This window comes from Neptuniibacter sp. QD37_11 (genome assembly GCF_047778105.1).
Classification (GTDB): Bacteria; Pseudomonadota; Gammaproteobacteria; order Pseudomonadales; family Balneatricaceae; genus Neptuniibacter.
On record NZ_CP180552.1, the window covers coordinates 2,704,095 to 2,717,439 of the forward strand.

13 protein-coding genes are annotated in these 13,345 nt (G+C 44.6%); 5 read left to right on the forward strand and 8 right to left on the reverse strand.

Annotation, left to right across the window (positions count from 1 at the left end; genetic code table 11):
• Window positions 1-118: 118 nt before the first annotated feature.
• Window positions 119-949, reverse strand: coding sequence for a hypothetical protein (locus tag ACMXYT_RS12595; RefSeq protein WP_415898963.1), 831 nt, complete (start codon window positions 947-949; stop codon window positions 119-121).
• A 194-nt stretch (window positions 950-1,143) separates the two neighbouring features.
• Between ACMXYT_RS12595 and ACMXYT_RS12600 the strand changes: the two genes are divergently transcribed.
• The 3 genes from ACMXYT_RS12600 to ansA are packed head-to-tail and all read left to right on the forward strand — an operon-like array spanning window position 1,144 to window position 6,329.
• The gene (locus ACMXYT_RS12600; RefSeq protein WP_415911509.1) at window positions 1,144-2,787 is read left to right on the forward strand and encodes a FecR domain-containing protein; all 1,644 of its coding nucleotides are present in this window, start codon (window positions 1,144-1,146) and stop codon (window positions 2,785-2,787) included.
• Window positions 2,784-5,252 carry an EAL domain-containing protein gene (locus tag ACMXYT_RS12605; RefSeq protein WP_415911510.1) on the forward strand — a complete coding sequence of 823 codons (2,469 nt, stop codon included), beginning with the start codon at window positions 2,784-2,786 and terminating at the stop codon, window positions 5,250-5,252. Before ACMXYT_RS12600 ends, ACMXYT_RS12605 begins: the two co-directional genes overlap by 4 nt.
• A gap of 60 nt (window positions 5,253-5,312) precedes the next feature.
• Window positions 5,313-6,329 carry an asparaginase gene (gene ansA, locus ACMXYT_RS12610; RefSeq protein ID WP_415911511.1) on the forward strand — a complete coding sequence of 339 codons (1,017 nt, stop codon included), beginning with the start codon at window positions 5,313-5,315 and terminating at the stop codon, window positions 6,327-6,329.
• Between the two features lie 3 nt (window positions 6,330-6,332).
• Here the strand turns inward: ansA and ACMXYT_RS12615 are convergent, their stop codons facing one another.
• Window positions 6,333-6,737, reverse strand: coding sequence for a phnA protein (locus tag ACMXYT_RS12615; RefSeq protein WP_415898967.1), 405 nt, complete (start codon window positions 6,735-6,737; stop codon window positions 6,333-6,335).
• A gap of 190 nt (window positions 6,738-6,927) precedes the next feature.
• Window positions 6,928-7,452: a hypothetical protein gene (locus ACMXYT_RS12620; protein ID WP_415896778.1), complete on the reverse strand. Its 525-nt coding sequence runs from the start codon at window positions 7,450-7,452 to the stop codon at window positions 6,928-6,930.
• 118 nt (window positions 7,453-7,570) lie between these two features.
• On the opposite strand from ACMXYT_RS12620, the gene purT reads away from it, so the two are divergent.
• Both purT and ACMXYT_RS12630 read left to right on the forward strand, forming a co-directional pair.
• Window positions 7,571-8,752, forward strand: a complete 1,182-nt coding sequence (purT, locus tag ACMXYT_RS12625) for a formate-dependent phosphoribosylglycinamide formyltransferase (RefSeq protein ID WP_415911512.1) — start codon at window positions 7,571-7,573, stop codon at window positions 8,750-8,752.
• 114 nt (window positions 8,753-8,866) lie between these two features.
• Window positions 8,867-9,067 (forward strand): transcriptional regulator, encoded by a 201-nt coding sequence (locus tag ACMXYT_RS12630; RefSeq protein WP_415898969.1) that lies wholly within the window; start codon window positions 8,867-8,869, stop codon window positions 9,065-9,067.
• A 15-nt stretch (window positions 9,068-9,082) separates the two neighbouring features.
• On the opposite strand, the gene ACMXYT_RS12635 is transcribed toward ACMXYT_RS12630, so the two are convergent.
• The 5 genes from ACMXYT_RS12635 to ACMXYT_RS12655 form a co-directional block, all read right to left on the reverse strand.
• Window positions 9,083-10,015 (reverse strand): nucleoside recognition family protein, encoded by a 933-nt coding sequence (locus ACMXYT_RS12635; protein ID WP_415898970.1) that lies wholly within the window; start codon window positions 10,013-10,015, stop codon window positions 9,083-9,085.
• Window positions 10,016-10,118: 103 nt separating this feature from the next.
• Entirely contained in the window at window positions 10,119-10,664 is a 546-nt protein-coding gene (locus ACMXYT_RS12640; protein WP_415898971.1) for a DUF3299 domain-containing protein, read from the reverse strand.
• A gap of 11 nt (window positions 10,665-10,675) precedes the next feature.
• A complete protein-coding gene (locus tag ACMXYT_RS12645) occupies window positions 10,676-11,935 on the reverse strand; it encodes an ABC transporter permease (protein ID WP_415898972.1) in 1,260 nt (419 codons plus the stop codon).
• A complete protein-coding gene (locus ACMXYT_RS12650) occupies window positions 11,932-12,633 on the reverse strand; it encodes an ABC transporter ATP-binding protein (protein ID WP_415898973.1) in 702 nt (233 codons plus the stop codon). The genes ACMXYT_RS12645 and ACMXYT_RS12650 overlap by 4 nt, the downstream gene beginning before the upstream one ends.
• 13 nt (window positions 12,634-12,646) lie before the next feature.
• Window positions 12,647-13,273, reverse strand: coding sequence for a ZrgA family zinc uptake protein (locus ACMXYT_RS12655; protein WP_415898974.1), 627 nt, complete (start codon window positions 13,271-13,273; stop codon window positions 12,647-12,649).
• Between the last annotated feature and the right edge of the window lie 72 nt (window positions 13,274-13,345).

The window sequence follows — 13,345 nt, forward strand, 5'->3', positions numbered from 1 at the left end:
GAATAGATATACTGCTTTAACGTCTTTTTTTATGTTTTTGACGCACTTCTAAACAAGACTGTATAAGACTCGGATCGCGCTCAAACATCCATGGATGCGTAAGACTTAGGAACAGACTTCAAATTTCAATGTTGTGATTTAGTAACTTCCTAGTTAATGCTTCATCTAACTGTAATAAATCTTCATCCTGGATTTCAATACAAGCACAATTATTTGCTTTTAGAAGCTCTTTTTTACGCATCTTAGCAGATAGCTCAGTAGCTGTTACCTGATCTCCCCAATATTCGACATAAAGATGATGCTGAGGCAGATAGAAATCAGCATAAAGCGTTTCAGGAAACGGCAGACGGCGCTTATAAGCATGTGCTAATCCAGAGAAATATAGCCAATTATCAATTAAACGCTCAGCTTCATTTGCAACTTGATGACCATCACAACAGCGAAGCTCTATATCATTTAAACCCGTCTGAACTTCTTCGACCCAATCGATCAACACTTCATGATCTAGAGTTGAATCAGACCATAAAACATAAGGTACACCCGTGGATCTGTTTTCCCGTTGATGAGCACCATTTTTTTCACCTAACGAAGTTACTTGCCAACCTTTTTTATTAGCGCGAATCCAAGCCATCTCTTGAAGAACCTGCTCCATGGCAATACGACTCAGTGAAAAGTGCTTACTTAATTGGGAGAGGCTGAGTAAACCAGCATCGGGACTGGATAACGCTTTATGCTCCGCAACCTCCCTTGGCCATATAATGTATCGACCAAATTTCTGACTTTCACGATACTTACCACCTTCAAACTCACCCTTAGTCGTTAGTTTCCACGCCTCATTTTGACGCTCAATCCATCCTAAGGTTTCTAACTCAGCAAACATCTGCTTCGTTGTTTTCTTGAGTGCCTTAGCTAAGGCGGAAGTCGATAAAGTTGCAGGTATTTCAGACATTCGATTATCCAGACCAATTTTAGGCGGCTAACATGTTTAAAACATTATGACAGTAAAAGCACTCTAAAATCGCTTTATAACTTATACTTTTCAATAAGCTAACGGGATGTAACCCAAATTTAATCCCTGACTAAATTAAATTCTGTTCTAATCTAGATCAGAGTTTGAGATGAAATAATCAAAGGAAACTGATTATGGCTACCAATTCCCCTACCCAATTATTCCGTACCTTAGCAATTTCATGCATTCTACTGGTAGCGCCTAATGCTATGGCCCAAGAGTGGGTTTATTCAGTGGTAGAAGGGGACACTCTGTCAGAATTTAGCCAAAAACATCTCTACAAAACCTCCTATTGGAAGCAGCTCCAGAAAATTAACAATATTGCTGACCCTAAACGCATTCCCGAAAACACCAAACTTAGGGTCCCTCTTGCTTGGATTAAGTCTCAACCGGCCTCCGCCGTTGCTACTGCCATTGAAGGAGATGCAAAAATAATCAAGCACGCTGATAACAGCCAAGAAATACTTACGCTCAAATCAAAGTTTAACTTAGGCGATCAGCTTCATACGGGCAACCAAGCAAGTGTTATTGTCCGTTTTGCGGATGGTAGTGAGATGCTGGTGCTACAAAACTCGCGAGTTAGCTTTAATCACCTACGCCAATACGGTGAAACAGGTATGGTCGATTCTCGAGTGCAACTGATCTCGGGGGAAATTGACACCGTGGCACAGCCACAAAGAGGTGATGGTGCTCGTTTAGAGATCCATACCCCTGCAGCCATTTCAGCCGTCAGAGGCACTGAGTTCCGTACAGCCTATTCAGCGGATAACAATACGGCACGTATCGAAGTGCTTGAGGGCGGAGTTGCTGTAAAAGGCGCTAAAAGAACACGTTTAGTCAGATCAGGCTTCGGTACAACCGTTGAAAAGAATAAAGCGCCAATGGTGCCGAAGAAGCTGCAACCAGCACCAACGCTACTAGAGCTCCCCGAGGAAATACAGCAAATTGGTTATGAAGTTCGCTGGAACGAAAATTCAAAAGCAGCCAACTATCGAGCTCAAATCTCAAAATCTGACCAGATGACAACGATTTTATGGGATAGCCACAGTCCTCGTAACCGTATCAATCTGCCAGACCTCGCAGACAATACTTATTACCTGCAAGTTAGAGCCATCGATCATGATGGCATTGAAGGCTTCGCTACCAATCAAGCAATCATTCTGAATGCACGTCCACAACCGCCATTCCCTATGGCGCCAGCGAATAAAGCAACGCTTAGAGGCCAAACGCCTTTATTAGAGTGGACCCGTTCCAGTGATGCCGAAAACTATATAGTAGAGATAGCAACTGACGCTAACTTCCAAAATATTGTTACATCTGATTCAGGCCTAACCACACCCAACCTAAACCTAACAGGCTTGGCCGAATCACAAACCTATTTTTGGCGTTTGGCAAGCGTTGATAGTAAAGGTGAACAAGGCCCGTACAGCGATACCCGGGTATTTGATGTTAAGCCTATACCGGCTACACCCCAGCCAGAGCTAGAACAAGATGAACAAGAAGTAAAACTGTCATGGGCATCCAGCAAATACGAACAAACATATCAGGTGCAAATTGCCCGCGATCGTAAATTTGCAACTATCCTTACAGATACAACCGTGGCAGAACCAGAAATAGCTATTCCTCGGCCCGAAGGTTATCGCTACATCCGAGTAAGGGCATTGGCCGATGATGGCTATGCAGGTGCCTGGGGTGTAACTCAGGAGCTTACCCCTCCTCCGAGTGATAGTTGGGTTTATGTATTTGGATCATTTGTATTGACCATCTTGTTGTTATGATTAAACGCCGATTACAACAATTAATCATTCTGGGATTACTCTTTCTCAGTATTGTGATCGGCTATAATAGCTCCCTACTCCAACGTGTTGACCTTATTGCTTACGACACCCTGATCTCTCAGGAATTAGATAATCCTCCTGAAAATATCGCAATCATTGCAATAGATGACGCGAGCTTATCGCAATTAGGACGCTGGCCTTGGAGTCGCAGTATCCACGCGGATATGCTTTCACAACTTACAGAAGCTAATACCTCAGCCGTTGCCTTTGATATTCTCTTTTCTGAAACAGACAGTCCAGAAGCCGATCAGGACTTTGCCCGAGCAATAGCCCAACATGGCCGCGTAATCTTGGCTATGGCGCCCGAAAAGACAGACAACCCAGAAGGCATCAAAGAGCTACTACCTATCCCAACTTTAGCTGCGCCCAGTGATGGCATTGGTCATGTAGACACCGAAATAGATTTGGATGGAATTAGTCGAAGAGTTTACCTTTACGCGGGTTTAGGTGATCCTCATTGGCCAACGTTGGGTCTAGCGCTCTATCAAAGCTCCCAAGAGGCACAAACCGATCTCCCCTTTAAGAAATCTGCGTCTCCGTCAGGTTCAGGCTGGCTTCGCCAGATCCCCTTTTTAATTCCATTTTATGGCCCCCCTGGAACCATCCAGCGCTATTCATACATCGATGTACTTAATGGCACGGTGGAACTAGATAAATTATCAGGAAAAACCGTGTTAGTGGGCGCCACCGCATCCGGTATGGGAGATGCGATAAGCACACCTGTATCCGGCCAACATCAGCGTATGCCTGGTGTTGAATTAAATGCCAATATTGCTGCGGCATTAATGGATAAACGCTTTTTATTTGAGCTTACGCCGACCGTTCATCTAATCATCACCTTAGGGCTGGCCCTGACCGTTTTACCTTTTATGTATCTGTTACCGCGTCGCTATTATCCGTTAAGCATCCTTTTTGCCATTGCAGTAACCGTTACGCTGACAATCACTTTATTTAATGAACTAAAACTCTGGTTCTCACCAACAGATGCACTAGCGCTACAAGCTCTCTTTTTTATGTTCTTGAGCTGGAAACGCTATAACGCCTCGCAGCGACAGATCACTAAGCTCAATAAAGAAGTTTATCAGCAACTGAATTTTGATCCGATTACTCACCTACCGAATCGAGAGATGATAAAAAGCCAGCTTGATACTGCTATCGGTGAAGCCCAAGTGGGTGAAATCATCGCCTTTCTGGTGGTCCAACTGAGCGGGATTAAAGAGGTTAATAACCGCCTCAGCATCTCGGCAGGTGATAGCGCACTGAATATAGCGGCCCAGCAAATAAAAACCGCCGTGGGTTTCCATTATCCTGTTGCACGTTTAGGTGGGATTGAGTTTGCTGTGATGTTACCTAAGCAGACTGATCACAGTAATGCAGAGCAAATAGGCCGCCGTTTACTACAGTTGCTCCGTCTTCCTTGCCAACTAGAAGACCAGCATTTCTTCTTTAAACCTTCAATCGGCATTAGTTTGTATTCCCAAGACGGCAGCGAATGCGAACCGTTAATCAATAATGCCTACACGGCCATGCAGAAAGCCAAATCAAACCCTAAACGGGAACTCTGCTTTTATTCTACAAGCCTGAAACAACAAATCATCGACGAATCTTCGTTAGTTGCCGATCTCCATCAAGCCTTGAGCCAAGATCAATTTGAAGTTTATTACCAACCTCAAGTGTTGAGCTTGACCGGGCAAGTTATCGGCCTAGAAGCCCTATTACGCTGGAAACACCCAACGCGCGGACCTATTTCCCCAGCAGTATTTATACCAATCGCCGAGAAAAGCGGTTTGATCATCAACATTGGTGAATGGGTTATGGAGACCGCCTGTCGCCAAGCAGCCACATGGAATTGGCAAAATGACAAGCCGATACGCATCGCCGTCAACTTATCGGCTGTGCAGTTCCGTGACGAACAACTTATCGAAAAAATTGAACGTATACTGCAACAGACTCAGTTATCCCCAGATTTGCTAGAAGTAGAGCTAACAGAGTCAGCCTTGATGGATGATCATCAAGAAACCATCACGACTCTAACTCGCCTCAAAGCTATGGGCATACAAATCGCAATCGATGATTTCGGTACGGGCTACTCCTCCTTAAGCTATCTGAAACAGTTCCCGTTAGATCGCATCAAAATCGACCAAAGCTTTGTCCGCGATTTAGATGAAAGCGCTGAAAGCGCAGAGATAACCCAAGCAATTATCACTATGGCACGAAGTCTCAAACTTCAGATCATTGCGGAGGGTGTAGAAACTCAGCAACAACGAGGTTTCCTGCTAACCCAAACCTGTGATGAGCTACAAGGTTTTTACTTTAGTAAACCACTTCCTTCTCACGAAATATCCAAACTCATCAACCAATCTCGCTACCTCACCCCTGATGATAGAAGCCAAAAATCCGATTGAACCGCTTTTAATCTTCTACCGTTCAACGTATATATAACGGGTTAATTCTGGAGATTTAAAATGAGCCAAAACGTTCTACTCATCTACACTGGCGGCACAATCGGCATGCAAGCCTCTGATAAAGGCTATGTACCTATGGGTGGATTTGAGGATGTCATTCGCAGCAGACTGGCACATTCTCACCATTCAGCCCTGCCTGATTTTGAGATGATTGAACTCAATCCGCTCATCGATAGTGCTAACCTTGAACCATCACACTGGAACAAGATCGCTGATTTAGTTATCCAACACTATGATAAGTATGATGGTTTTATCGTCCTGCATGGCACTGACACCATGGCTTACAGTGCCTCTATGCTGTCATTTATGCTTCAAGGGTTAAACAAACCTGTGATATTTACAGGTTCGCAAATCCCTCTGTCTGAGTTACGTAATGATGCGCTAGATAATCTAATCACATCGATGATTTTGGCGGCATTTCATCCTGTAAATGAAGTTTGCATCTACTTTAGCGGAAGACTTTTACGCGGAAACCGCGCGAGTAAAGTGAAAGCAACTGGACTAGATGCCTTCGATAGCCCTAATTTCCCTTGGCTTGGTCAGATCGGTTTACATATTGAGTTACACAGCCGGCTTTTTATTCCTGCAGATAAAGAGAATTTTGTCTCACCAACTTTTGATCCTAAAGCGGTGTCTATCTTGCCGATCTATCCTGGCATCTGTGGACAACTAGCATCTAGCATTCTCGAAAGTGAAGGATTAAAAGCAATTATCCTTAGAAGCTATGGCGTTGGTAATCTGCCCGATAGCAACAAAGCGTTATTGAGTGCTTTACGTAAAGCTCACGAAAATGGGATTGTTATCGTTAATATCAGCCAATGCTTACAAGCGGATATTCTCCAAGGACAATATGCCTGCAGCGAAGCTTTAAATGAGATCGGTGTTATTTCTGGGGAAGAGATGACCTTAGAAGCAGCCTTCTGCAAGCTTCATTATCTGTTAGCAAACAAGTTATCTGCGGAAGATATTCGGAAACAGTTCCCTAACAGTCTGTGTGGTGAAATAGATACTGATTAGCAATTAGGGGATATCAATTTCCTCTAACCATGCTTGTTCATCAGGCTCTAAATATACCTGCTCAAGCAGTTCAACCGCCCAACGTTCCTGCTGAGCAATGTTTTGCAACATAGCAATCGCCATCACTTTTACAGCAGGTACAGGGCTCCAAATAGAACTATTAAGGCAGCGCCAGTGATTATTATCACGTATTTTAGGACGCTCAATCTGTTGCGTGCAAACATCACAAATCATGATGCAATGTTCAAAGTTTGGCTCCGTCAAAATAGGAGGCACCTCAAATATGCCTAATTTAACGCCTTGGGCATTACATAATTCACAATGAGAACTGCAACGGCGCACCAGATCTTTGCCAAATAACGATAAACCGTGATGTCTCTCCTGATATCGTGCGTGACCTCTGGACATAATACATCTCCTTCTCCTTCCCTATTTAAGAAATAGCATAAACGCTGTTATATGAAAGAAATCTAAAGAAATAATGGCGAGAGTCTCTGAGCCTTAAATAACAAGGGGCGATACCATGAACGGTATCGCCCCTTTCTGCCGGATGGATACTCCGACTAATCGGCCTTCTCAGGCAAAAGGTCTATCTATATCATGCAGCCTGTTGATGATCCCAGTGCAGGTGAATAATCTCGACTAACGCTTTAGGGCAATGCTGCCGTATCAACTTATGAGTTTCCGTCATTCGCTCTGCGGGAATATCCACCATGACTAGCACACCCCCTTGCTGTAAAGCATGCTTATACTTTGCCAACAAATGTACCGGAGTGTCTTCACCAACCAGCTTTCCGAGCCATCCTCCTAAACCTATTCCAAGGATGCTACTTATGACCACTGTGCCACCGCTGACTACTGAGCCAACCGGACCTAGCACTGTGGTTGCCACAAGGCCAGCTGCGAGGCCAAAACTGCCTCCTGCAACCATGCCCCAATCTAGATCATTTTCACGTTCAGTTGTTTCTATGTCGGTCGCGGCGCGCGCTGATATTTTCTCGATTAGAGATGCGTCTTCAGCAATAAAGTGAATAGATTCGTCTTCGATCCCAACCGCCAGAAAGTCAGCCACAACAGAATTTACTTGTGACACCGTAGGGGCGAGAAACACTAGCCTTCTCATAACCCTTAACCCTAGAAACAACACTTTTAGAGTATAGTTTATACCCTTTTTTCTGCTGGTGATTAGCGCGATTTGCACCGTATAATGCTTGAAATTTTTTCACGCAGAGGATTGGACAATGCTGCACATAGGGACCCCTTTATCAACTTCAGCTACCCGTGTATTAATGTGTGGTGGTGGCGAACTAGGTAAAGAAGTTGTCATCGAATTACAACGTTTGGGAGCGGAGGTTATCGTTGTAGATCGCTACCCAAATGCGCCAGGAATGCAGGTAGCTCATCGTAGCCACGTTATCTCCATGCTAGATGGCGAAGCACTTCGTAAAGTGATCGAAGAAGAGAAGCCAGATCTTATCGTTCCAGAGATCGAAGCGATCGCTACAGATACACTGGTTGAGCTAGAAAACGAAGGCTTCAAAGTAGTACCTACGGCTCGCGCTGCTCAACTGACGATGAACCGTGAAGGCATCCGTCGCCTAGCTGCTGAGGAGTTGGATATTCCAACATCTCCATACCAGTTTGCAGAAACCTACGAAGAATACAAAGACGCGATTACAAACGTAGGGATCCCATGTGTTGTCAAACCTATCATGAGCTCTTCTGGTAAAGGTCAAAGCACGATTAAATCAGAAGGCGAAGTAGAAGCAGCTTGGCAATATGCTCAAGAAGGCGGTCGCGCTGGTAAAGGTAAAGTGATTGTCGAAGGCTTTGTCGATTTCGATTATGAGATCACGCTTTTGACTGTTCGCCACGATAGCCAAACAAGCTTCTGTGAACCCATTGGTCACGTTCAAGTGGGTGGTGATTACCGCCAGTCTTGGCAACCTCAAGAGATGAGCGACAAAGCGCTAGAAGTCTCTAAAGATATCGCAGAGAAAGTCACAGCAGCACTTGGCGGTCACGGCATCTTTGGTGTTGAGCTATTCATCAAGGGCGATCACGTTTACTTCAGCGAAGTATCACCTCGCCCACATGACACAGGCATGGTAACGATGATCTCTCAAGATCTATCCGAATTTGCGCTACATGCACGTGCAATTCTAGGTTTGCCAATCCCGAATATTCATTTCCACGGCCCTTCTGCATCCAGTGTTATTTTGGTTGAAGGTGAATCCAAACAAGCACGTTTTGGTAACCTTCAACAGGTACTTGCAGAACCTAACACTCAACTACGTTTATTCGGCAAGCCTGAAGTAACAGGCCAGCGCCGCATGGGTGTGGTATTAGCGCGAGACAACAGCGTGACAGAAGCTAAAGAGAAAGCGATTCGTGGTTCTACCGCGATGAATGTTGAGCTTTAATAGTTCAAACTTTCCTAATTCAGGCAGATATTCGTATCTGCCTGAATTTTATGGAACCTTTAGCGTTTCTGGATTACTAAGTACAAACGCTCAAAACTAATAAGGATAAGCGAAATGGCTGAACCAAAATGTCCAGAATGTATGGTAGAAGGTATTGAACACATTGTCTCTAAAGACAGTACCGAACAAGCCAAAGACAGCCATGCTTGGTTCCAAGTCGCTTATTGTGACAGCTGTGGACATATCTACGGCGTATTTGCAAAACACACCATTCCAGCAGGCAAGAAAGGTCCGCAACTTGTCCTGAACCGCTAAAAAAGTGGACCTGATTTAGAAAATAATCAGGTGCATGATTCCCCTAACTGTCATACCAAACAAACCACCGTATACGGCATATCTAATGACTTGCCCAATACGTTTGCCGGCAGCTGCAAAGATAGCGACACCGAGAACATCAAGTGGGTTAGTTGCAAAACCAGCCATACGGTTTAGCTCATTGATGGTGATTAAGCCCTGATTGACCAAATCGATCGTCACGCCCATAAAGGCCGTGCCACCAGCAATAAACTTAGTCACCAATGGAAGTACTGTGGCCTCAGGTAAACCAATCAAACCCAGCACAGGCGCCAGTGCCGAGCTAAGCAAACCAATCGCTCCAGTTACCTTTAAGATATTGACGAAGCAGATCGCTAAAATCAGCATAGGCAGCATATCGAGAACAAGCTTCATCCCCTCTTTACCACCTTCGCCAAGTAGCTGCATAACCGACTTTTTACTGCCTGCATCCGCTGCTATCTCAGTTTCTTGAGTATCTGGATCGGTCAGGTTTCGCGTTAAAAGGTAATAGGTAAACGCTGCAGCGGCTAAGCCCCCCACAACAGAGGTAAGCAGAGTAACACCCAAATCCAAACCCACTGCACTTAGCGGAAAAGTCGCATTAGCTTGTGACATGGCTAACACCATCGCTAATGTAGCTGCGATATAACGGCGCGAAGTACCGTTTTTATCCATTAAAGTTAAGGTGGCTAAAGGCGCGATAAAGCTGACAAACAGTAGCTTCAACATCGCCAAAACACCTAGACCCGGAATACCAAAGATGCGAGAAACTGGGGCCAACATATTAGAGATCCAGCAAAGTACACCTTTTGCCTCTAACAGCTTCATGAGTGACAACATCACAACCATGATAGGCAGTAGGATATACAGCCCCATATCTAAGCCAGAACGGCCAGATTCAAGAATTAGCTCAACAATTTGATCCACAAGGGCAAGGTCTCTGAAAAGTGGTTAGGTCGGGAATTTTACCTAGCCCTTACCCCTTAAACCAGCTATTCCTAATATTTTTTGTCAATTGGTAAGACCAATATTAAAGATCGTAAGGTTCGATCTGGAAAGCTTCCATGATATAACCCGAAGTAGCCATATCATTGCTGACGGTCTCAGTGTTAATACGCCCAGTTACCCAAACGGCATCATAAAGGTTTTCAACATGAGTGCCCGGCTCAAAATTGACGTGGATGATTTGGTTCGACGGTGGTGGTGGAACATGAATACAGGCTCCAAAATAAGGCACCAAAAAGAAGGTCGTTACGGTTTGGCCTTCCGATTCTAGAGGTACAACATACCCAGGAATTTTAATCATTTTCCCATCGACCTCAGGAACGACTGGGGCAGACTGCATTGCAGCCATCATCTGATCCAACAACTCCTGCGCCTTGGGATCAAAATCATCGATCATGGCCATCTCATCAGTGATACCCAAAAGCTCATCTAACGAGAAGTCCGCAGGCATTAATTGTTCCCACTCAACCTCTTCTACTTTCTCACCATTCAGCATATTTGCTGTGGTCGCATTACTTAACGCCAACAAAATTAGGCTAAATAGCCAAACGGGGAATCGCCCACTGAGCATTACACTCTCCACTAAATTTTAACTGCTACACCATCCGCTAGGGATTGTTTGTACGCTCGATATCCAGGTACAGCACCAACCACTGTGCCAGATACCAATAGCACAGCAATGAGCTGCCATTGCCATAAGGTAGGCCCAGTAATACTTAACCAAACACCAAATTCTGTCTGGAGCCAAGGTGCTAATAATAGCAAGTTTAAGTACAACAAGAGCATGCCCAATATAATACTGATCGCTGTAACGAAAAAAGATTCCAAAATTAGTAAAGATAATATTTGCCAGAGACGCGCACCAACCGAACGAAGGATCGCTATCTCCCTGCGTCGCTCATTAAGGCTGGCTAGCAGCAAGGTCATCAAACCTAGCATGCTGGATATAATCACAAGGCCAGACACCACCAGCAAAGCTTGTTCTGCCAAAGAGAACATCTGCCATAAAGACTGTAAGGCCAACCCGGGAATAATCGCTTGTAATGGTTCTTTTGGGAATTGATTGATAGATCTTTGCAGGTGGAAAGTAGAAAAGCGGGATGTTAGCCCGAGCATAAACGCAGTGATCTGCTCTGGCTGTAGCTTGCTGAGTTGCTCTTCCGTGTAAGCCCCGCCAGATCCGGGTATTTGCACCCCTGCTTTCCAATCGATATGAATCGCTTCAATAGCCGCTAAACTCACATGCAGTGTTTGATCTACAGGGGTCCCTGTAGACTCAAGAATACCAACGACTTTGAAAGGCTTATCATCATGCTCAACCAGAGAGGCGTTACCGCGACCATGAGCGATCACAACAGAATCGCCTAACTTGTATTGCAGTTTCTCGGCGACATCAGAACCAATGACAACATCAAACACGCCCTCAAACTCTTTGCCTTGCTCCAAAGCTAAAGGTTGTTTTTTGCCGTAACGAAAGTACTTAAAGTAATCAGATGAAGTTCCTAATACTGGGTAACCACGATGGGAATCACCCAATGAAAAAGGAATGCTCCAAGCAACCTTTGAATGACGACTAATTGCCTGATAGCTACTCCACGAGAGATTATTGGTCGCATCGCCTAAGCGGAACACCGAATAGAGCAATAAGTTTATGGAACCACCCTTAGCCCCAACAATCAGGTCGGTACCAGATACAGTGGAGGTGAAACTACTTTTAGTTTGAGTCCTCAGCGTGTCTACCGCCATAACCAGCATGATACTTACGCTGAGCGACAAGACTGTGAGTAGGATAGTACTCTTACGATTAAGTAAGCTCTGCCAAGTTAAACGAAATAAGATCACAACGCGAAGCCCCCTTCAGTACTAGGAACTAATCGTTCAACCCTCGAGAAGTACTGCTCTAAGTTTGGATCATGACTTACCATCATCAAGGCAGCCCCAACCGATTCACACTGCTTACATAAAAGCTGCATAAACATATCTCTATGTTCAGTATCTAAAGCAGAGGTTGGTTCATCCGCAATGATCAGCTCGGGCGAGCCAAGCATCGCCCTAGCCACAGCCACACGTTGCTGTTGACCTGTTGAAAGCGCTAGCACCTTGCGTCCTTTGGTAAGGCTATCGCCCAACCCCAATTCCTGCAGAAGATAGTTAGCACCTTCGCTAACGCTGCCGTATTTTTCTTCGGCTCTCGTTTTACGCGAAGCGGAGAAATGACAGGGCAACGCGACATTGTCGATCAGATCAAGATGAGGTAACAGATTAAACTGCTGAAATATAAAACCGATGTGGTCGGCACGAAAACGATCCATCTTCCGAGACGTAAAAGTGCCCACATCTTGCTCTAGTATTTTGATAGAACCAGAAGATGGAGCAATCATACCGCCCAACAGATTGAGCAATGTACTCTTACCACTTCCTGAAGGGCCTTTAATAAAGACACTTTCAGCCTGCTTTAACTCAAAATAAGGAACCGTGATCCCGTGTGTATGACGGTTCCATCTAAAAGTTAAGGCATCAATTTCAACAGCGCTTGGCATTTTGATTCCTTGATTAAAGCTCTAAGACCCTCTGCATAGGCGTGAGTTCCACAGAGCGGATATCGGCACCATTTAGCACGTTTACTTTCACAGTTTCCATATGAGGGAAATGGCTAAAGAAATCTAATGTTACTGCATTTATTTTCGCAGGGTTAACACATTGGAAGTGATAATGCGCTGTAATGTTGCGATGCTTTTCATGGTCATGATGATCTGCGTGATCGTGGTGCTTATCGTGGCCATGATGGTCTTCATGTTTATGATCGTGGTGCTTATCATGATGAGCTGCATGTTCATGATGTGCGTGCTCATCTTCCTCTTCACCGATCGTTACTTTAGTGTCATCAACAATACATAGCGCATCGTCTGGAAATTTAATGCGAGCATAAGCATCTTTTAGCTGCTTAGTGGCACTCTTAATTTTTTGTTTGTCTTCAGCACTGACCGCTTCGTGCTCAAAACCGGCAATGTTCATTAGAGGGGAACGTAGTTCCATCTCCGCAACGTTACCTTCAATAACAAAATTTAGCTCAGCAATACCATGAACATGAGCTTCATGTTGATGGCTTTCAGCCATAACAGAACTTGCTAACACGGCTGTAGATACCGCCGCTAAACGAAAAACTTTATTTAAAATCATTCTAAACCATCGACACAGTTAAAGTTGTTATAACATAACAATATACTATAATTACTCAGCTTAAATCCATGA